This is a genomic window from Streptomyces sp. L2 (assembly GCF_004124325.1).
In the GTDB taxonomy this organism is placed as follows: domain Bacteria; phylum Actinomycetota; class Actinomycetes; order Streptomycetales; family Streptomycetaceae; genus Streptomyces.
Genome location: NZ_QBDT01000001.1, coordinates 7,316,297 through 7,335,122 on the forward strand (window position 1 = coordinate 7,316,297; position 18,826 = coordinate 7,335,122).

Consider the following 18,826-nt stretch of genomic DNA (forward strand, 5'->3'; position numbering starts at 1 on the left):
ACCGCGTTGACCGCCACGGGCGCCTGACGGAGGCTCGCCACATAGGTGCTTGATACAACTGGTTTGGCGGCCCTCCCCGTCCCCCCTGCGCGTCATGGAGAGGGCCGCCCGCCCGAGGCAGGAGGAAGCGCGTATGTGCGGCATCACCGGCTGGGTCTCCTTCGACCGCGACCTGACCACCGAGGCCACGACCCTGCAGGCGATGACCGAGACGATGGCCTGCCGCGGCCCGGACGACCGCGGCACCTGGGCCGAGGGACCCGCCGCCCTCGGCCACCGCCGGCTCGCCATCATCGACCTCCCCGGCGGCCGCCAGCCCATGACGGCGCGGACGCCCGAGGGAACCGTCGCCCTCGTCTACTCCGGCGAGACCTACAACTACACCGAACTGCGCCGTCAACTCACCGACCGCGGACACCGGTTCACCACCGACTCCGACACCGAGGTCGTGCTGCGCGGCTACCTCGAATGGGGCGACGCCGTCGCCGAACGGCTCAACGGCATGTACGCGTTCGCCATCTGGGACGGCCGCCACGACAAGCTCGTGATGATCCGCGACCGCATGGGCATCAAGCCGTTCTACTGCCACCCCACCCCCGACGGCGTCCTGTTCGGCTCCGAACCCAAGGCGATCCTCGCCAACCCGCTGGCCCGCCCGCGCGTTGGCCTCGACGGGCTGCGCGAGCTGTTCGTCCTCGTGAAGACACCCGGCCACGCCGTCTGGGACGGCATGCGCGAGGTCGAACCCGGCACCGTCGTCACCGTCGACCGCTCCGGCCTGACCACCCGGGTCTACTGGAGCCTGGAGACCCGCCCGCACACCGACGACCGCGACACCACCATCGCCGCCGTCCGCGAGCTCCTCGACGACATCGTCCGCCGTCAGCTCGTCGCCGACGTCCCGCGCTGCACCCTGCTCTCCGGCGGCCTCGACTCCTCCGCCATGACCGCGCTCGCCGCCGGACAGCTCGGCGAACACGGCGAGCGGGTCCGCAGCTTCGCCGTCGACTTCGTCGGCCAGGCCGACAACTTCATCGCCGACGAACTGCGCGGCACCCCCGACACACCCTTCGTGCACGACGTGGCCCGCCTCGCCCGCACCGACCACCAGGACATCGTCCTCGACGCCGACTCCCTCGCCGACCCCGCCGTACGCGCGCAGGTGATCCGGGCCCGCGACCTGCCGGCCGGCTTCGGCGACATGGACGCCTCCCTGCTGCTCCTCTTCCGGGCCATCCGCGACCAGTCCACGGTCGCCCTGTCCGGCGAGTCCGCCGACGAGGTCTTCGGCGGCTACCTGCAGTTCTTCGACGAGGAGGCCCGCCGCGTTGACACCTTCCCCTGGCTGGCCAGCTTCGGCCGCCACTTCGGCGAGGACGCCGGCATCCTGCGCGGCGACGTCACCAAGGCCCTGGACCTGCCGGCGTACGTCGCCGACGGGTACCGCACCGCCGTCGCCGGCATCCAGCGCCTCGACGGCGAGAGCGACTTCGAGTACCGCATGCGGCAGATCTGCCACCTGCACCTGACCCGGTTCGTCCGCGCCCTGCTCGACCGCAAGGACCGCATGAGCATGGCCGTCGGCCTGGAGGTCCGCGTCCCCTTCTGCGACCACCGGCTCGTCGAGTACGTCTACAACACGCCCTGGTCCCTGAAGTCCTTCGACGGCCGCGAGAAGAGCCTGCTCCGGGAGGCCACCGCCGACGTCCTGCCACGCTCGGTCTACGACCGCGTCAAGAGCCCCTACCCGTCCACCCAGGACCCGCGCTACGCCCGCGCCCTCCAGGACCAGGCCAAGGACCTGCTCTCCCGGCCCTCCCACCGCGTCTTCGACCTCGTCGACCGGGAGAAGGTCCAGCGGGCCGCCGACCGCGACACCCCCGTCAGCGCCCAGGCGGACCGGCGCGGCCTGGAACGCACCCTCGACCTCGCGGGCTGGCTGGAGCAGTACTCCCCGGAACTGGCCCTGAGCTGAGTGCTCGCGCGGCGCCCCGGATCAGTCGCCGGTGTCCGGCACGGTGCTCCAGGGCGTCGCGTCGGCCGGGCAGGAGCTGCCCGACGGCGGCAGAGTGCCGTACAGCAGGAAGTCGTCGATCTTGCGGTGCACGCACTTCGACGAGGCGTAACCGGTGTGTCCCTCGCTGCGGTTGTCCAGGACCACCGCGGACGAGCCGAGCCGCCGGGCCGTCTCCACGGTCCAGCGGTACGGCGTCGCCGGGTCCCCGCGGGTGCCGACGAGCAGCATGCGCGGCGTGTGGACGTTCTTCACCCGGTCGCGGATGAAGTCCGTGCCCTTGGGCCGGCCGTAGCACATCAGCAACTGGGTCAGCCGGTACTCGCCGAACACCGGCGACGCCTGCTCGTAGGCGGCGCGCAAGTCCTTGAGGTCCTTGGTGATCCGGGCCGCCGTCGGCCGGTCCGGATCGTCCGCGCAGTTGATCGCCATCAGCGCGGCCGGCAGATTGTCCGCGGGCACGTTTTGCGGGGCCACCAGGCCGCCGTCCTTGCGGCGCGGCAGCGCGAAGGCACCGGAGGAGAAGCTCTCGATACGGCGGGTGTCGCCGTCCTCGACCAGCGAGCCGAGCGCCCGCTCCAGCGCCGGCCACAGCTCCTTGCTGTACAGGGCCTGCCCGATCGCGCCCACCAGGTCCTGACCGGAGAACGAACCCCCGAAGTCCCCGGGCACCGGGTTCTCGTCGAGGGAGCGGACGAGCCGTTCGACCTCCTCGCCGGCCGCGCGCCGGTCCTGGCCGAACGGGCAGGCGACGTCCGTCACGCACCAGTCGAGGAAGTCGTCCAGCGCCGTCTGCTGTCCCTCGGCACCCGCGATGCCCTGCTCGGACAGCGGCTCGGTCAGCGTGTCCACGCCGTCCAGCGCCACCCTGCCGACCTTGCCCGGGAACTCGGCCGCGTACACCGCGCCGAGCCGGGTGCCGTACGAGAACCCGAGGTAGTTCAGCTTCTTGTCGCCGAGGGCCTGGCGGATGACGTCCAGGTCCCGGGCGGCGTCCACGGTGCCGATGTGCCGCAGCACCGGGCCGGAGTGCCGCACGCACTGCGCGGCCATCTTCCGCAGCTGCTTCAGCAGGGCCTGCGGGTGATCGAGGTCGGTGCTCGGCCGGCCGGTGTCGGAGGACTCGTCGTCCTCGCTCTCGCCGCAGCTGACGGGGGAGGAGCGGCCGACACCGCGCGGATCGAAGGTGACCACGTCGTAGCCGTCGGTCAGGTCCATGAACTGCTTGCCCGCGGCGGCGAGTTCACTGACGCCGGGACCGCCCGGACCGCCGAAGTTCAGCACCACCGAACCCCGCGACGCCCCCGTGGCCCGGTACCGGGCCAGCGCCAGGTCGAGCGTGCCCGCGCCGGGCCGGGTGTAGTCCAGGGGGACCGTCACCTTCCCGCACCGCAGGTCCTTGGGCATCTCCGGGCCCTTGCAGACAGCCCATACGATCTTCTGCCGGTAGAACCGGGACAGGTCCGGCCCGGGATGCCCGGCCGCGCCCACGGGCGGACCGGCCGCGAGCAGCAGGGCCAGCGCGACGACCGAGGAACCCGCGCAGCGCCGCACGGCGGACCGTGGGGACAGCTTGGCCAGCATCGATCGCCTCCCGGGGCGCCCGCAGCGGACCTGGGACGGCGCCCTCGGCTCACCATAAGCGGGCCCCGGAGGACCCGCCTCCGGGCGAGCGGGGCTGTCCGTGATGCCGTAGTGTGCGCGGTTTTCCGTAGACGCCGTCCCGTTCTCCGTCCCGTCTCCGCACCGACGATCATTCGAGTGCTTTACGCGCGGTTCGAAGAACCGTGTCCTCCGATGGAGTGAACGGCGGACAAGCCATAACCCGGATGGTGCAGTCACGGTTTTAGGGGGTGCGGGTGACAACCCGTGACCATCACTGGAAGGCAGGGAACCTATGAATCGGGCCACCCGAAACGGTGTGATCGCAGCCGTGGCGGCCTCCGGCGCGATGGCTGTGGCGCTGCCGGTGTCCTCCGCGTTCGCGGCCGACGGCGCCTTGGCCGACGGCTCCGCGATCGGCTCGCCCGGGGTGATCTCCGGCAACACGATCCAGCTTCCGTTGCACGTGCCGGTGAACGTGTGCGGCAACACCGTGAACGTGGCGGGGCTGCTCAACCCGGCCGCTGGCAACACCTGCGCGAACACCGGTTCCGCCGTGAGTGACAAGGCCGGTCATCACCGGGCGGCCGGCGCGCACGGCGTGACGACCCGGAACGGCGGATCGGCCGGCCACGGCGGTGCGACCGCCGAGGGCGTCACGGAGGGGTCGCCGGGTGTGCTCTCCGGCAACGGCGTGCAGCTCCCCGTCCACCTCCCGGTGAACGTCAGCGGCAACTCGGTGAACGTGGTCGGCATCGGCAACCCGGCCGACGGCAACGTGTCGGTGAACACCTCGCAGCCGCCCACGCGCGAGACCCCGGCCCCCGTCAAGTTCCACCACCCGGCCCCCCGTGCGCTGCACCCGGCGGAGTCCGGCCCCATGCTGGCGCACACCGGCGCGGACGCGACGGCCCCCGCGCTCGCGGGCGGCGCCGCCCTCTTCCTCACGGGCGTGGCCCTGTACCGCCGCTTCCGCCCCTCCCGGAACGGCTGACCCGCCCCGGAAAAGACCCCATCGGCACGGCCGGTGGGGTCTTCCGCTGCGCGCACACCCGAGGGCCAACCGACCAACCCTGCCTCAGGGCCCGCCGGTTGAGGGCACCAGGGCCTGCCGGCCGAGACACGGAACCGTCCGGACCCGGCATGGCGCGGACACCCGGTGATCGGGAAGGATGCGGTGCGGGAGCGGTCGTACGGCCGCCCCCGACCCGACGCCCGAGCACCACGCGACACCTCGCGACCACCACGCCACACTTCGCGATCAGCACGTGCCCCTCTCGCGACCGCCACGGAAACGGAGCGCAACCGATGACCTCCCCCGCCCCCCAGGACCCAGTGCCCCGGCAGGCGACGTTCGCCCCGTCGCGACGCCCGGCACGCCCTCTCGCCGCACCGGCCGAAAGCCCGAGTACACCCAGTACGAGGACTTCCGGCCGGCACACCGAGAGCACGCACCGGACGCCGCTCCTTCACGGGCAAACGTCGCGTGCCGGGGCACTCGTCGTCACGCAGGCCACCCTCGCCGACTGGCCGGTGATCAGCGGATGGGCGGCGGAGGAGGGGTGGAACCCCGGAGTGTCCGACGGGCCCGCCTTCTTCGCCCAGGACCCCGACGGCTTCTTCCTCGGCCGGATCGACGGGGAGCCGGTCTCGGCGATCTCCGTCGTCACCTACGGCACCGACTACGCCTTCCTCGGCTGCTACCTGGTCCGCCCCGACCTGCGCGGCCACGGCCACGGCCTCACCACCTGGAAGACGGCCCTCGCCCACGCCGGCAACCGCACCGTCGGCCTGGACGGCGTCGTCGCCCAGCAGGACAACTACCGTCAGTCCGGCTTCGAACTCGCCTACCGCACCGTCCGCTTCACCGGCACCGCCGCCGAGACCGCCGTCCCGGCCGGTGTCCGCCCCGCCGGCCCCGCCGACCTGGCCGCCCTCACCGCCTACGACAGCGCCTGCCACCCCGCCGACCGCCCCCGCTTCCTCGCCGAGTGGCTGACCGGGCCCGGCCACCGTGCCGTCCTCCGGCACGACGGCGACCGCCTCACCGGCTACGGCGTGATCCGCCCCGGCCACGACACCCTCCGCATCGGCCCGCTCCTCGCGGACACCGCCGACGACGCCCGCGCCCTGTTCGCCGCCCTCACCGCCGACGCGGCCGGCCGCGAGGTCGCCATCGACGTCCCCGAGCCCAACTCCGCGGGAGCCGCCCTGGCCGAGGAGTCGGGCCTCACCGCCTCGTTCGAGACGGCCCGCATGTACACCGGCCCGGTCCGCGCGCACGCGCAGGAGCGCGTCTTCGGCGTCACCACCCTCGAACTCGGCTGACGCCCCGGCCCCGAAATCGTGTTGCCCCCCGCCGTCGTGCCTGGTGGAGTGGCCCACGATGAACCCCACCGAGACACTCGCGCGCTACGACCGTGAGATGCGCCGGGGCGCCCGGCCCGACGGCCCCGGCGCCCGCGTCGAGCGCGCCGGAGCGGTCGTACGCCAGATCGCCGACCCACAGGGCTGGAACGGGGTCCTCTGGTCCGGCCTGGACGAGACGACCGCGGACCGGGCGATCCGCGAACAGATCGCCCGGTTCACCGCGCTGGGCCGGACGGACTTCGAATGGAAGGTCTACGGCCACGACCGGCCCGCCGACCTCGGCCGGCGCCTCACCGCCGCCGGCTTCCGCGCCGAGCCCGAGGAGACGCTGCTGGTCGGCGAGATCGCGGAGGTGGCCCTGGACACCGAGCCGCCGGCCGGCATCCGTCTGGCCGAGGCCACCGACGCGGCCGGCGTCGACCGGGTCGTCGAGGTGCACGAGAAGGCCTTCGGCACGGACGGCACGCGGCTGCGCCACCGGCTGCTCGCCGGGCTCGCCGCCGACCCCGGCACGGTCGTCGCGGTCGTCGCCCTCGCCGGGGACGAACCCGTCAGCGCCGCCCGCATGGAACTGGTGCCCGGCACCCACTTCGCCGGACTGTGGGGCGGCGGCACCATCGAGGCGTGGCGGGGCCGGGGCCTGTACCGCGCCCTCGTCACCCACCGCGCCCGCGTCGCCGCCGCCCGCGGCTACGAGTACCTCCAGGTCGACGCCTCACCTATGAGCCGCCCCATCCTGGAACGCCTCGGCTTCCACGCGCTGACCACCACCACGCCGTACGTCCACGGCCCCTGAGCACCGGTCAGCGCCATACGTCTACGGCCGCCGCCCCTGCCCCACCGGTCAGCGCCGCGCCCCCCGGGACCGGTCCAGCGCGGCCACGCCCACCGCCGCCAGGGCGATCTGGATGAGCCACTCGATCCAGTCGGGCCCCTTGGTGTCGGCGACCCCGAGCGCGGCGGCGATCGCCGAGCCGATGAAGGCCGCCACGATGCCGACCACGATCGTCCACAGAATGCCGATGTGCTGCCGTCCGGGAACGACCAGGCGGCCCAGCACACCGATGATGATGCCGATGACGACGGCACTGATGATGCCTGATATCTCCATGTCCACCCCTCTGCGCGGTCTGCTCCGTCCCTGAGCCATGTGCCCGCTGAGTCCGCGGGCACGCCGCCGCGCATATTGCCGGGACTTTCTGTTCACCCCCCAGTCATGCCATGTACCTTTCAATCAATCGACGCGTGTAGAACCCTCGAACGAGTTCTACGCGCGCAGATACGGGCGTCCCCACCGCCCCTCCCCACCCCCTCATGGAGGTTCGCCGGATGCTTGGATCCAGGAGATCCCCCCGCACACTCACCACCGCCCTGGCCGGTCTCGGACTGTTCCTCACGTCCGCGGCCCTCCAGTTCGGCGCCGGTACCACCGAGGCCCACGCGGCCACCACCCACCGGATCCTGTTCGACAACGCCCACGCCGAGACGGCCGGCAACGCGGACTGGATCATCTCCACCAGCCAGCCCGACCCGCTCGGCCAGGACTCCTCCCCGTCGGCCGAGACGGACTGGACCGGCGCCCTGTCGTCCTGGGGCGTCGCCCTGCAGAAGACGGGCGACTACAGCCTGAAGACCCTCCCGTCCGGATCGAGCCTCTCCTACGGCGGCTCCTCCTCGACCGACCTGTCGAACTTCGACACCCTCGTCCTCCCGGAGCCGAACACCCTGTTCACCGGCGCCGAGAAGACCGCGATCATGAACTTCGTCAAGAACGGCGGCGGACTGTTCATGATCTCCGACCACACCGGAGCCGACCGCAACAACGACGGCGAGGACGCCGTCGAGGTGCTCAACGACCTGATGACGAACAACAGCGTCGACTCCACCGACCCGTTCGGCTTCTCGATCGACTCGCTCGACATCAACTCCGGTTACCCGGCCGCGATCAACGACAGCTCCGACCCGGTCCTGCACGGCTCCTTCGGCACCGTCACCAAGAGCCTCATCGCGGACGGCACCACCGCCACCCTCAAGCCGTCCGACGACTCCGGGGTGAAGGGCCTGGTGTACGGCTCGGGCTACTCCGGCAACACCGGAGCCTTCTTCCTCACCAGCACCTACGGCAGCGGCCGCGTCGCCTTCTGGGGCGACAGCTCACCGATCGACGACGGCACCGGCCAGTCCGGCAACACGCTGTACGACGGCTGGAACGACTCCGGCGCCACCAACGCGGCCCTCGCCCTCAACGCCACGGCGTGGCTGGCCGGTTCGGGCACCACCGGCGGCGGAGGCGGGGGCGGCGGCACGGGCAGCTGCACCGCCGGCCAGCTCCTCGGCAACAGCGGCTTCGAGTCGGGCAACACCACCTGGAGCGCCTCCAGCGGCGTCATCACCAGCTCCGGCGGAGAATCGCCCCGTTCCGGCTCGTACTACGCCTGGCTCGACGGCTACGGCACCGCCACCACCGACACGCTCTCCCAGCCGGTGACGATCCCGTCCGGCTGCTCGACGGCCTCGTTCGGCTTCTACCTCCACATCGACACCGCCGAGACCTCCACGAGCACGGCCTACGACACCCTGAAGGTCCAGGTGCTGAACAGCTCCGGCACGGTCCTGAAGACCCTGGCGACCTACTCCAACCTGAACGCCGCCTCGGGGTACACCCGGCACGCCTTCGACCTGAGCGGCTACGCCGGGCAGAACGTCACCCTGAAGTTCACCGGCACCGAGGGCTCCAAGCTCCAGACGTCGTTCGTGCTCGACGACACCGCGCTCGACGTCGGCTGAGCGAGGAGGAGGGTGGGCCGCCCCCGGCCCACCCTCCCTGCTCCCGGTGGGCGAGGGGTCAGCCCGCCGGGAGGGTGTGCTCCGGCGTGTTCCAGCCGGAGATCCTGACGCGCGGCACCGATCCGTGCAGATCGGCCGTGCGGTAGGTGGCGGTCAGCGTCACCGCGTCGCCCGGCCACAGGCTGATCTCGTTGTCCGACCAGCGCACCGGCAGCACGGGCCTGCCCTGCCCGTCGACGAGGTGGACGTCCATCAGCAGTGACGGCGTCTTCCCGTCGGCGGGGCCGTGCAGGGTCACCGTCGTGGTGGACGTGCCCCCCTTCGACTCGGTGGCGGCCGTCGCCGACACCGGGGCCCCGGCCATCGAGGACAGTCCCGACAGGTCGGCGTAGTGCGTCGTCGGCGTGTGGTACCAGTCGGTGTCGTCCCAGTCGAGGGTGTCGGGCTCGGTGGAGAGCCAGTACACGTTCCGGCTCACCTCCGTGCCGTCGGCGTCCGTCAGCACCAGGCGCAGCAGATACGTCGGCGACAGGCCACCCACCGACGCGGGCAGGGTGAGCGCGGTGGTGTGCGCTCCGTCCCCGTCCACCGCGACACCGGCGACGGTCTTGTCGTACTTCTGGGTGCCGTCGCTGTCGAACAGCGTGGCCCGCGCGGTGAGTTCGCCGGCGCGGGCGTGGCGCTGGTTCACCACGGCGACGGTGCGGTCGTCGTAGGAGTACTGGATGTGCAGCGGCTCGTTCGCCTTCTTGGCGCCGAAGTAGGCGCCGCCCTGGTCCAGGTAGCGGTCCAGCAGCTGCCAGTGCAGCGAGGTCCAGCCGCTGTCGAACATCCAGTAGACGACCCCGGTCGCCGGCTTCGAGGCGTCCGTGGCGTTGCGGTCGTAGGCCTCGAACTGGGCGCGGACGTTCTCGTACTGGGCGAGCTGGGCCTTGCGCACGTAGTCGGAGAGGCCGGTCGGGGCGCCGTAGCGGCCGGTGAGGGCGTCGTCGTAGATCTTCAGGGTGTCGAAGACGGGCGAGGGCGAGCGGTGGTACTGCCGGGCGTCCGGCTGCTGCCAGAGGCTGTCGAGTTCGGCGGGGGACAGCATCCGGCGCAGGGTGTCGAGCGTGGGGATGTCGGGGCCCGCGCTCGTCTCCGAGTTGAAGCCGGTGGCGCCGCCCTCGCGTTTGGCGTACCAGTAGCCGGGCGGCACCCAGTCGTAGGGCCCGGTCATCTTCATGCCCGAACTGCCCAGCTGCGGAGAGGAGTTGTCGGAGGCTGCGGCGACGACCGGGACCGGCCAGTCGGCGGCCCTCAGTGCGTCCAGGTACGTCTTCTCGATCTTCTCGTCGGGGGCGAAGTCGCTGCCGACGAGGAAGGAGATCACGCTGGGGTGGTCGCGCAGCCGGGCGGCCTCGGCGGCCATGGAGGCGGCGGCCACGGGATAGTCGGCGGCGGTCCACTTCTCTCCGTTCTCGCCGCCGTTGACCTCGCCCTCCCATTTGTCGCAGCACTCCCAGCCGGGCAGGGTGAGGATGCCGTACCGGTCGGCCAGGTCGAAGAACTCGTCGGGTTCGATGTGGCCTTCCAGCCGGATGGTGTTCAGGCCCAGGTCGAGCGCGTACTTCAGGCGGTTCTCGACGTAGGCGCGGTCCCAGCGCAGGAACTCGTCCGGCGACCAGCCGCCGCCCTTGATCAGCAGCGGGCGGCCGTTGATCCGGTACTGGCGGTCGCCCGCCGCGTTCAGGGGCGCCCGGACGTCCCGGATGCCGAAGGTCTCGTGCGCGGTGTCCGACGGTGTGCCGGAGACGGACGCGGTCAGGTCGAGGTCGTACAGCGGCTGTCCGCCCATTCCGGCCGGCCACCACACCCTCGGCGAGGTCAGACGCAGGGCGGGCACGTCGGCGGGGGAGAAGGTGACGGTCCGCGTCTCGTGGGCGGCGAGCCGTACCGTCCGGGAGAAGCGGATCGCGCCGATGCCGCCGGTGACCTCGGCCGTGACCGTCGCCGCGGAGTCGTTGCGGGCCCGCGCCTTCACGGTCAGATCGGCGGTGGCCAGGGACGGCACCGCCAGCTCGGTCACGACGTGCGCGTCCCGCAGCGCGACCGGGCCGCCGCGGCGGACCAGGACGTCACGGACGATGCCCATGTTCTGGTCGGGCGGCGGCTGCAGCCAGTCGATCCAGCCCATGGTGAGGTCCGTGTCCGGGTCGTTGGGCCGGATCCGGAAGGCGACCGTGTTCGTGCCGGACCGCACCAGCGAGGTGATGTCCAGCTCGTGGTGGGTGTACGCGCCGGTCACGTCCTCGGCGGTGGCCACCCGCCGGCCGTCGACGTACACGTCGGCCGCCGAGACGACCCCGCTGAAGTCCAGGTAGGTACGGCGGCCGGTGTCCTCGACGGTGAAGTCGGAGCGGTACCACCAGGGCACCTGGAACCGGGACTTGGGGATCTTCTGCAGGTTCGTCGAGTAGAACGGGTCGGCGTACACCCCGTCGGTGAGCAGGGCGGCCAGCACCGTCGAGCGGGGACCCGCCGGGTACCAGCCCTTCGCCGGGTAGCCGGGGGAGGACACCGCCGACGCCGGGTCGGCCACCTCGGCCGTCGACTGGATGGCGTACCCGGTGAGGGGGGTGCTGGACCCGGCGGCCGAGGGGACCGCGGTGGCGGCCGGCACGGCCGGGGTCTCCGGTCCGGCCCAGGCGCCGGGGGCGAGCGCGCCGAGCAGGGCCAGGACCACGGCGACGGTGGCGAACCGGCGTCCGGGAGGGGGCATGGCAGGAGCCTCCACTTGTAAAGTTAGGAAACTTTACTAACCGCGCCTCAAGCTAGAGCCGAAGTCACGCCGTGTCAATCACCTGATCGGTGGGGCGGGTTGGGGGCGGCGCGGTCGTGGCTGTGGCCGGCGGGCGTTGGCCCACCGCCGTTGGTCTGCGGCGGTTGGTCTACGGCGGTTGGCCTGCCGGTGTTGGCCCCCTGCTCGCGATCGCCGGCGTTGGCCCACGGCCGTTGGCCTACGGGTGTTGACTCCGTACCAGCGACCGCCAGCTGTTGGCCCACAGCCGTTGGCGAACCGTCGTGGGCACCTGCCCCTGATCGCCGCCTGTTGGCCCACGGCTGTGGGCCTACGGGCGTGGCCCCTCGCCGCTGACCCACGGCTGTTGACCCACGGCTGTTGGGCCACAGCCGTTGGCCTACATCTGTTGGCGGCCGATCGTTTTGCCCACGGCTGTTTGCCCACGGCTGTTTGCCTACGGCTGTAGGTCCCCGGCCGCAGGCCCGCAACCCCCCGCCTTCCGGTCGAACACCAGATCGCGGGCGGCACCCAGCGCCGTCGCCACCGCTCCCAGCAGTACGGCGTCCTCGCCCAGCCGGCTCGGCGCGATCCGCGGCCGCAGTGGCGTGAGTGCGCGCAGGCGTTCGCGGACCGGCTCCAGCAGCAGGTCCACGCTGTGGCCGACGCCGCCGCCGAGCACCACGAGGTCGGGGTCGAGCACGGCCGCGGCCGCCGCCACGGTGTGCGCGATCCGCTCTGACTCCAGCTCCACGGCCCGCACCGCGGCCCGGTTGCCCTGCCGGGCCGCGTCGAAGACGGCCTTCGCGGTGAGCTGCCCGCTCATCCCGAACTCACGGGCGGCCTCCACCACGGCCACCCCCGACACCGCGTCCTCCAGCCGCTCCGGTTTGCGCCGGCCCGGCCATGGCAGGAACCCGATCTCCCCGGCCAGCCCGCGTGCCCCGGTGAACAGCCGCCCCTCACGGACGATCCCCATCCCGAGCCCGGTGCCGATCAGGATGTAGGCGAAGAGCCGGCTACCGGCGCCGACGCCGTACGTGTACTCGCCCAGCGCGGCCAGGTTGGCGTCGTTGTGCACCTCCAGGGGGACGCCCAGCTCCTCGCGGATGTGGTCGATCAGTCCCGTGCGGCCCCAGCCGGGCAGATGCATCGCGTAGCGGACTCGCCGCTGCTTCTCGTCGTACACGCCGGGCGTGCCCACCACGCCGTGGACCACCTCGGCCGGGTCGACGCCCGCGTTGGCGACGACCTGGCGCGCGCTGTCCACGACCAGTTCGGCCAGGGCGGTGGAGGCGCGGGCCCGGTTGCGGACGTCGGCCCGGGCGACCACCGTGCCGTCCAGGTCGGCGACGGCCGCCCGCACCCAGCCGCGCCCGATGTCCACGCCCAGCACGTGCCCGGCGGCCGGATCGGGGGAGTACAGCACGGCGGTGCGGCCGCGTTCGGGCGCGTGTGTGCCCACCTCGTGGACCAGTCCGGCCGTCTCCAGTGAGGCCAGCGCGCTGGAGACGGTCGGCTTCGACAGGCCCGTCTCCCGTGCCAGCTGGGCGCGCGAGGCGGCACCGAGCGCGCGCAGCCGGTCCAGCAGCAGCCGCTCGTTCGTCCTGCGCAGAAGCCGGCGGTTCCACGGCTGGTCCGGCTGGTCTGCGGCGTCACTGGCGGGCATCGCACCATTCTCATGCATTCCCGGCGCCTACTTGACGCATATAGTAAGTCTCCTTAACTTTATCCGCCAGTCAGCCCGGCCGGGTCGTCGCCGCGAGTCACCGAGCATCGCCGCGAGCCGGACGGCTGTGCGCCGCCCGTCCTGTGCGCCGCCCGTCCCGTCAGGAGTGCCCATGTCCGGTAGCCCGCCACCCCCGGGTGGCTTCGTCCGACGAGTCGGCCTGTTCCAGGCCACGGCCATCAACATGAGCCAGATGTGCGGCATCGGCCCGTTCGTGACGATCCCGCTGATGGTCGCCGCGTTCGGCGGCCCGCAGGCGGTCATCGGCTTCGTCGCGGGCGCGGTGCTGGCGCTCTGCGACGGACTGGTCTGGGCCGAACTGGGCGCCGCCATGCCCGGATCCGGCGGCAGCTACGTCTATCTGCGCCAGGCCTTCCAGTACCGCACCGGCCGACTGATGCCGTTCCTGTTCGTATGGACGGCGATGCTGTTCATCCCGCTGATCATGTCCACGGGCGTCGTCGGCTTCGTCCAGTACCTGGGCTATCTCGCCCCGGGCCTGGGGCAGACCGCAGGGGACCTGACCGGCCTCGGCGTCATCGCCCTGGTGGTGCTCCTGCTCTGGCGCGGCATCGAGCACATCGCCCGGATCACCGCCGTGATGTGGACGGTGATGATCGCCTCAGTCCTGCTGGTGATCGTCGCCGCCGCCACCGACTTCAGCCCGCATCTGGCCTTCACCTACCCGGCCCACGCGTTCGACCTGATCGGCGGCCACTTCTGGCTCGGCTTCGCCGCGGGCCTGACCATCGGCATCTACGACTACCTCGGCTACAACACCACTGCCTACATGGGCGCCGAGATCAAGGACCCGGGCCGCACCCTGCCGCGCTCGATCATCTTCTCGATCCTCGGCATCATGACGATCTACCTGCTGCTCCAGATCGGCACCCTCGGCGTCGTCGACTGGCACCGGATGACCGACCCGCACGACATCGCCTCCACCTCCGTGGCCTCCGCCGTGCTGGAGAAGACGTGGGGCAAGGGCGCCGCCGACACGGTCACCGTGCTCATCCTGGTCACGGCGTTCGCCTCGGTCTTCGCGGGCCTGCTGGGCGGCTCCCGGGTGCCGTACGACGCCGCCCGCGACCGGGTGTTCTTCCGCCCGTACGGCAAGCTGCACCCGCGGCACCGCTTCCCCGTGCTGGGTCTGGCCACCATGGGCGTGATCACCGCGGTCGGCTTCCTGATCGGCCGCCACACCGACCTGGCGACCCTGATCCAGCTGCTCACCACGGTGATGGTGATCGTGCAGGCGCTGGCGCAGATCGTCGCACTGTCGGTCCTGCGGCGCCGGCAGCCGGGGCTGCGCCGCCCCTACCGCATGTGGCTCTACCCGGTGCCGAGCATCCTCGCCTTCGTCGGCTGGTGCGTGATCTACGGCTACGCCGACCGCAACTCGCCAGGCCGCCGTCCCATCGAGTGGTCCCTGGGCTGGCTCGCCCTCGGCTGTGTGGCGTTCCTGATCTGGGCGCGGACGGAGAAGGTGTGGCCGTTCGGCGAGCGGGAGATCAGCGAGGAGTACCTCGCGGGGCACGATCCCGACACGCAGCCCCAAAGGACCTGAGCGGCACAACCGCCCCCCGAGGGGGTAGAGTTACGGCAGTCGTCGTCAGCCTCCCCGGTCTGGACCAGTGTCCGCCGGGGAGGCTTTCGTTCATGACCGAAACCCATCATCCTGACGTCCGTGTCCGCCCCGCGACCGCCGCGGACCGGCCCACCGTGGAGCGGCTGTGGCCGCTGTTCCGCCACGACCTGTCCGAGTTCCGCGGCGTGCTCCCCGCCGCCGACGGCACCTTCCGCAGCGACCGCGTCGGGCACGCCTTCACCGGGCCGGGATGGGCGCCGTACCTGTTCACCTGCGGCGACAGCCCCGCCGGATTCGCCTTCGTGCGTGCGCTGGACGCCCCGGTCCGCGTGCTGAACAGCTTCTTCGTCGTCCGTGGAGCCCGCCGGTCGGGCCTCGGACTGCGGGCCGCCCGCGCGGTGCTGACCCGGCACCCGGGTCCCTGGACGATCGCCTTCCAGCACGACAACCCGGCCGCCGTCCGGTTCTGGCCCCGGGTCGCCCAGGACCTGGCCGGGGACGCCTGGACCCGCGAGGCCCGCCCGGTACCGGACCGCCCGGAGCTGCCCCCGGACCTGTGGATCTCGTTCACGGTGCGGGCGCCGCGTCCCGCACCGGCCGGCGGCGACGGCGGTGCGGTGGGGGCGAGGCGCACGCATCGTGGAACTGTCCCGCGTTCCATCGTGCGAACACCGGACGACCTGGAGTGAGCGAGCCGAGGCGGGCCATGACCGACGAACCGAGCTTTGTGTACGTCACCTACATCGCGAGCGGCGCCGAGCGGGTCTGGGCCGCGCTCACCGACGCCGATCTGACCGCCGCCTACTGGGGGCACCGCAACGTCTCCGACTGGCGGCCGGGCTCGCGCTGGGAACACGTCCGGGCGGACGGCTCGCGCGTCGCCGACGTGGTCGGCAGCGTCGCCGAGAGCTCACCGCCGGTCCGGCTGGTGACCACGTGGGCGGCGCCCGGCCGGGCGGAGGGCGAGGACCGGCATGCGCGGGTGACCTTCGAGATCCGGCCGTACGAGGACATCGTCCGGCTGACCGTCACCCACGCGGAGCTGAGCGGTGAGGACGAGTACGAGGGCGCCGCGTCCGGGTGGCCCGCCGTCCTGTCCAACCTCAAGACGCTGCTGGAGACCGGCCGCACCCTCCCGCAGGCGCCCTGGCGGATGCCCCGGAACTGAGTGCGCGGGCGGTGGCGGGGACCGGCCCAGGCCGGCGGGCCCCGGGGACGCGCCGGAGGCCGGCCCGCACAGGCGGGCCGGCCTCTCGTTTCCTCGTGCCCTTTCCTTCCTCGTGCCGCCGTTCCTGCAGCTCTCCTCGTGCCGCCGTCCCTACGGCCGCGCGGCGCTCCTCGCGGACGCACCGGCGCACAGCGCCCCGAGGACGATGGCCAGCGCGCCGATGACGATGTTGTTGACGATCACGCCGGTGTCCGGGCTGCTGCCCACGATCCAGGGTGCGATGATCATCCAGACGCCCAGGGCGCACATCGCCCAGCTGAGGCCGTACATCCGGGCGGGTGCCGTGGTGAACCCCAGCGCCAGCAGCCCGATCGCGATGCCCATGATCAGGTTGTGGACCACGAGGGGCGGCTGGCTCGCCGTGTAGTGCACGATCCACGGTGAGGCCGCGCAGTACAGGCCGAGCAGGAACACCGGCCCGTCCACGAGTGCCACATCACGGCCGCCGAGCATGCGGGCGTAGCGCTCCCGCATCTCGGAGACATCGGGGTGGCTGCTGATATCGCCCCTGTGCGAGACGTTGGCCATGACTCGTCTCCTTTGACTGGCAGGCCTGACCGCGTGTTTGGTGCGGTATGCGGTAAGCGCCGCTTACCATCCATTCTGCTCTTATTTCTTCTTTATGTGTAGAGCTCACGGGCGAACCCGACGGGCACCCGTGGCAGCCCTCCCGAAGATTTCCCGGGCGCGGTGTCGATCCGGCGTCGCGCCGTTCGTGTAGGAGGTGAACCCCAGCCCCGGAGCACACAGCCCCGGCGCACACGGCCCGGAGCACACCGCCCCGGCACACTGAAAGCATCAGGAGGACGTCATGAAGCACTACCTGCTCAGCGTGGTCCAGCCGGCCGGCGCGCAGCCCCCCGCCCCCGACGAGCTGGAAGCGATCATGCGCGACGTCAGGGCCTTCAACGACGAACTGCGCGACGCCGGGGCCTGGGTTTTCGCCGGCGGCCTGCACGGGCCGGACACCGCCACCCTGCTGCGGACCAAGGACGGCGACGTGCTCATCACCGACGGACCGTACGCCGAGGGCAAGGAGTACCTGGGCGGGCTCTGCCTGATCCGGGCCGCCGACCTCGACGAGGCGCTGGCGTGGGCCCGCAAGGCCGCCCTCGCCACGACCCTCCCGATCGAGGTGCGGGCCTTCGTGGACGAACACTGATGGACCCGGCCCCCGGCGTCGAGGCCGTCTTCCGCGCCGAGTACGGGCGCGCGGTCTCCGTCCTCGTCCGCTTCCTCGGCGACATCGACCTCGCCGAGGAAGCGGTCCAGGACGCCTTCACCACCGCCGTGCGCACCTGGCCGGACACCGGCGTGCCGCCGAGCCCGGCCGGCTGGATCATCACCACCGCCCGCAACCGGGCCATCGACCGGCTGCGCCGCGAGGCCACCCGCGATGCCCGGCACGCCGAGGCGGCCCTGCTGTACACCCCCGGCGCCCCGTCCGAGGAGGGCCCCGTGCGTGACGACCGGCTCCGCCTGATCTTCACCTGCTGCCACCCCGCGCTCGCCCCGCAGGCCCGGGTGGCCCTCACCCTGCGCCTGCTCGGCGGGCTGAGCACCGAACGGATCGCCCGCGCCTTCCTGGTCCCCGAACCCACCCTCGCGCAGCGCCTGGTCCGCGCCAAAGCCAAGATCCGCGACGCGGGCATCCCCTACCGGGTGCCGCGCGACGCCGACCTGCCCGACCGGCTCGCCGGCGTCCTGACCGTCGTCTACCTCGTCTTCAACGAGGGCTACGCCGGCGATCCCGCCCTGTGCGAGGAGGCCCTGCGTCTCGGCCGGCTGCTCGCGGAACTGATGCCGGACGAACCGGAGGTCACCGGCCTGCTCGCGCTGATGCTGCTGACCGAGGCCCGGCGGCCGGCCCGGCACGGCGCCGACGGAGTCCTCGTGCCGCTGCCCGAGCAGGACCGCGGCCGGTGGGACCGCGAGCGGATCGCCGAGGGCCAGGAACTGGTCCGCCGCTGCCTGCGCCGCGACCGGCCGGGGCCGTACCAGATCCAGGCCGCGATCAACGCCGTGCACAGCGACGCGCCGACCGCCGCAGCCACCGACTGGGGGCAGATCCTGCGGCTGTACGACCAGTTGACGGCCGTCGCCCCGTCCCCGGTCGTCGCGCTGAACCGGGCGGTCGCCGTCGCCGAGGTGGCGGGACCCGGCCCTGCGCTGGACCTCGTCGACGCCCTCGACCTCGACGGCTACCACGTGCTGCACGCCGTCCGCGCCGACCTGCTGCGGCGCCTGGAGCGGCGCACGGAGTCGGCGAAGGAGTACGCGCGGGCCGTCGAACTCGCCGACAGCGACGCCGAACGCGGCTACCTCGAACGACGCCTCGGGGAACTCAGCCCCCCGTGGATACGTGACCCTCGCCACGCCCGGAATTACTTGGGAACCTGAAAGGTTGGCATTTACATCCGTCATCGCCGGCCCTTCGAGATCCGCCGCCCTTCGAGAACCCTGCGCCCGGGCCGACCCGGCCCGGCAACCCCAGCGAGGCACCCGTGAACCAGCAGCACACCCCCGAGCAGCCCGCCGAAATCGTGGCCCGGCTGCGCGCCACCTTCCGCACCGGGCGCACCAAGCCCGTCGAGTGGCGCACCGGCCGGCTGCGACGCCTGCGCGCGATGCTCACCGAGAACGGCGCCGACCTCGCCGCCGCCCTCCACGAGGACCTGGCAGCTACCACGGCCGCTATCGGGATTCATTCGCAGTGTCCCGGCGTTCACGCC

Annotated in this window: 14 protein-coding genes and 2 pseudogenes; 11 read left to right on the top strand and 5 right to left on the bottom strand. The window is 72.1% G+C overall.

The window, feature by feature from the left end; all coding sequences use genetic code 11:
• Positions 1-133: 133 nt before the first annotated feature.
• Positions 134-1,975, top strand: a complete 1,842-nt coding sequence (gene asnB / locus DBP14_RS32705) for an asparagine synthase (glutamine-hydrolyzing) (RefSeq protein WP_129311246.1) — start codon at positions 134-136, stop codon at positions 1,973-1,975.
• 21 nt (positions 1,976-1,996) lie between these two features.
• On the opposite strand, the gene DBP14_RS32710 is transcribed toward asnB, so the two are convergent.
• Complete coding sequence (locus DBP14_RS32710) at positions 1,997-3,598, bottom strand: alpha/beta hydrolase (RefSeq protein ID WP_129311247.1); 1,602 nt, start codon at positions 3,596-3,598, stop codon at positions 1,997-1,999.
• 340 nt (positions 3,599-3,938) lie between these two features.
• Here DBP14_RS32710 and DBP14_RS32715 point away from each other — a divergent pair, with 340 nt between their 5' ends.
• From DBP14_RS32715 to DBP14_RS32730, 3 genes are all read left to right on the top strand, one after another.
• Positions 3,939-4,610 (top strand): chaplin, encoded by a 672-nt coding sequence (locus DBP14_RS32715; RefSeq protein WP_277752758.1) that lies wholly within the window; start codon positions 3,939-3,941, stop codon positions 4,608-4,610.
• 539 nt (positions 4,611-5,149) lie between these two features.
• Complete coding sequence (locus DBP14_RS32725) at positions 5,150-5,944, top strand: GNAT family N-acetyltransferase (protein WP_129311249.1); 795 nt, start codon at positions 5,150-5,152, stop codon at positions 5,942-5,944.
• 58 nt (positions 5,945-6,002) lie between these two features.
• Entirely contained in the window at positions 6,003-6,782 is a 780-nt protein-coding gene (locus tag DBP14_RS32730; RefSeq protein ID WP_129311250.1) for a GNAT family N-acetyltransferase, read from the top strand.
• 48 nt (positions 6,783-6,830) lie between these two features.
• On the opposite strand, the gene DBP14_RS32735 is transcribed toward DBP14_RS32730, so the two are convergent.
• Complete coding sequence (locus DBP14_RS32735) at positions 6,831-7,097, bottom strand: GlsB/YeaQ/YmgE family stress response membrane protein (protein ID WP_129311251.1); 267 nt, start codon at positions 7,095-7,097, stop codon at positions 6,831-6,833.
• A 218-nt stretch (positions 7,098-7,315) separates the two neighbouring features.
• Here DBP14_RS32735 and DBP14_RS32740 point away from each other — a divergent pair, with 218 nt between their 5' ends.
• Entirely contained in the window at positions 7,316-8,773 is a 1,458-nt protein-coding gene (locus DBP14_RS32740) for a hydrolase (protein ID WP_129311252.1), read from the top strand.
• A gap of 58 nt (positions 8,774-8,831) precedes the next feature.
• On the opposite strand, the gene DBP14_RS32745 is transcribed toward DBP14_RS32740, so the two are convergent.
• Positions 8,832-11,531 carry an exo-beta-D-glucosaminidase gene (locus tag DBP14_RS32745; protein ID WP_129311253.1) on the bottom strand — a complete coding sequence of 900 codons (2,700 nt, stop codon included), beginning with the start codon at positions 11,529-11,531 and terminating at the stop codon, positions 8,832-8,834.
• 475 nt (positions 11,532-12,006) lie between these two features.
• Positions 12,007-13,218 (bottom strand): ROK family transcriptional regulator, encoded by a 1,212-nt coding sequence (locus DBP14_RS32750; RefSeq protein WP_129311254.1) that lies wholly within the window; start codon positions 13,216-13,218, stop codon positions 12,007-12,009.
• 172 nt (positions 13,219-13,390) lie between these two features.
• Here DBP14_RS32750 and DBP14_RS32755 point away from each other — a divergent pair, with 172 nt between their 5' ends.
• The 3 genes and pseudogenes from DBP14_RS32755 to DBP14_RS32765 all read left to right on the top strand — a co-directional run bounded on the left by DBP14_RS32755 (position 13,391) and on the right by DBP14_RS32765 (position 16,034).
• Positions 13,391-14,845: an APC family permease gene (locus DBP14_RS32755; protein ID WP_129311255.1), complete on the top strand. Its 1,455-nt coding sequence runs from the start codon at positions 13,391-13,393 to the stop codon at positions 14,843-14,845.
• Positions 14,846-14,937: 92 nt separating this feature from the next.
• Positions 14,938-15,438 (top strand): annotated as a pseudogene (locus DBP14_RS32760) (GNAT family N-acetyltransferase); the annotation flags it as partial.
• Positions 15,439-15,572: 134 nt separating this feature from the next.
• The gene (locus DBP14_RS32765; RefSeq protein WP_129311256.1) at positions 15,573-16,034 is read left to right on the top strand and encodes an SRPBCC family protein; all 462 of its coding nucleotides are present in this window, start codon (positions 15,573-15,575) and stop codon (positions 16,032-16,034) included.
• A 150-nt stretch (positions 16,035-16,184) separates the two neighbouring features.
• On the opposite strand, the gene DBP14_RS32770 is transcribed toward DBP14_RS32765, so the two are convergent.
• A complete protein-coding gene (locus tag DBP14_RS32770; RefSeq protein ID WP_129311257.1) occupies positions 16,185-16,622 on the bottom strand; it encodes an SPW repeat protein in 438 nt (145 codons plus the stop codon).
• 283 nt (positions 16,623-16,905) lie between these two features.
• On the opposite strand from DBP14_RS32770, the gene DBP14_RS32775 reads away from it, so the two are divergent.
• From DBP14_RS32775 to DBP14_RS37095, 3 genes and pseudogenes are all read left to right on the top strand, one after another.
• Positions 16,906-17,256 carry a YciI family protein gene (locus DBP14_RS32775; protein WP_129311258.1) on the top strand — a complete coding sequence of 117 codons (351 nt, stop codon included), beginning with the start codon at positions 16,906-16,908 and terminating at the stop codon, positions 17,254-17,256.
• Complete coding sequence (locus DBP14_RS32780; protein ID WP_129311259.1) at positions 17,256-18,494, top strand: RNA polymerase sigma factor; 1,239 nt, start codon at positions 17,256-17,258, stop codon at positions 18,492-18,494. Before DBP14_RS32775 ends, DBP14_RS32780 begins: the two co-directional genes overlap by 1 nt.
• Before the next feature lie 104 nt (positions 18,495-18,598).
• Positions 18,599-18,772 (top strand): annotated as a pseudogene (locus tag DBP14_RS37095) (aldehyde dehydrogenase family protein); the annotation flags it as partial.
• Positions 18,773-18,826 lie beyond the last annotated feature (54 nt).

What these genes read in the sequence shown, in the direction of transcription:
- asnB (WP_129311246.1), top strand. Translation starts at nt 134, where the DNA reads ATGTGCGGCATCACCGGCTGGGTCTCCTTCGACCGCGACCTGACCACC.
- DBP14_RS32710 (WP_129311247.1), bottom strand. Translation starts at nt 3,598, where the DNA reads ATGCTGGCCAAGCTGTCCCCACGGTCCGCCGTGCGGCGCTGCGCGGGT.
- DBP14_RS32730 (WP_129311250.1), top strand. Translation starts at nt 6,003, where the DNA reads ATGAACCCCACCGAGACACTCGCGCGCTACGACCGTGAGATGCGCCGG.
- DBP14_RS32735 (WP_129311251.1), bottom strand. Translation starts at nt 7,097, where the DNA reads ATGGAGATATCAGGCATCATCAGTGCCGTCGTCATCGGCATCATCATC.
- DBP14_RS32740 (WP_129311252.1), top strand. Translation starts at nt 7,316, where the DNA reads ATGCTTGGATCCAGGAGATCCCCCCGCACACTCACCACCGCCCTGGCC.
- DBP14_RS32745 (WP_129311253.1), bottom strand. Translation starts at nt 11,531, where the DNA reads ATGCCCCCTCCCGGACGCCGGTTCGCCACCGTCGCCGTGGTCCTGGCC.
- DBP14_RS32750 (WP_129311254.1), bottom strand. Translation starts at nt 13,218, where the DNA reads ATGCCCGCCAGTGACGCCGCAGACCAGCCGGACCAGCCGTGGAACCGC.
- DBP14_RS32755 (WP_129311255.1), top strand. Translation starts at nt 13,391, where the DNA reads ATGTCCGGTAGCCCGCCACCCCCGGGTGGCTTCGTCCGACGAGTCGGC.
- DBP14_RS32765 (WP_129311256.1), top strand. Translation starts at nt 15,573, where the DNA reads ATGACCGACGAACCGAGCTTTGTGTACGTCACCTACATCGCGAGCGGC.
- DBP14_RS32770 (WP_129311257.1), bottom strand. Translation starts at nt 16,622, where the DNA reads ATGGCCAACGTCTCGCACAGGGGCGATATCAGCAGCCACCCCGATGTC.
- DBP14_RS32775 (WP_129311258.1), top strand. Translation starts at nt 16,906, where the DNA reads ATGAAGCACTACCTGCTCAGCGTGGTCCAGCCGGCCGGCGCGCAGCCC.
- DBP14_RS32780 (WP_129311259.1), top strand. Translation starts at nt 17,256, where the DNA reads ATGGACCCGGCCCCCGGCGTCGAGGCCGTCTTCCGCGCCGAGTACGGG.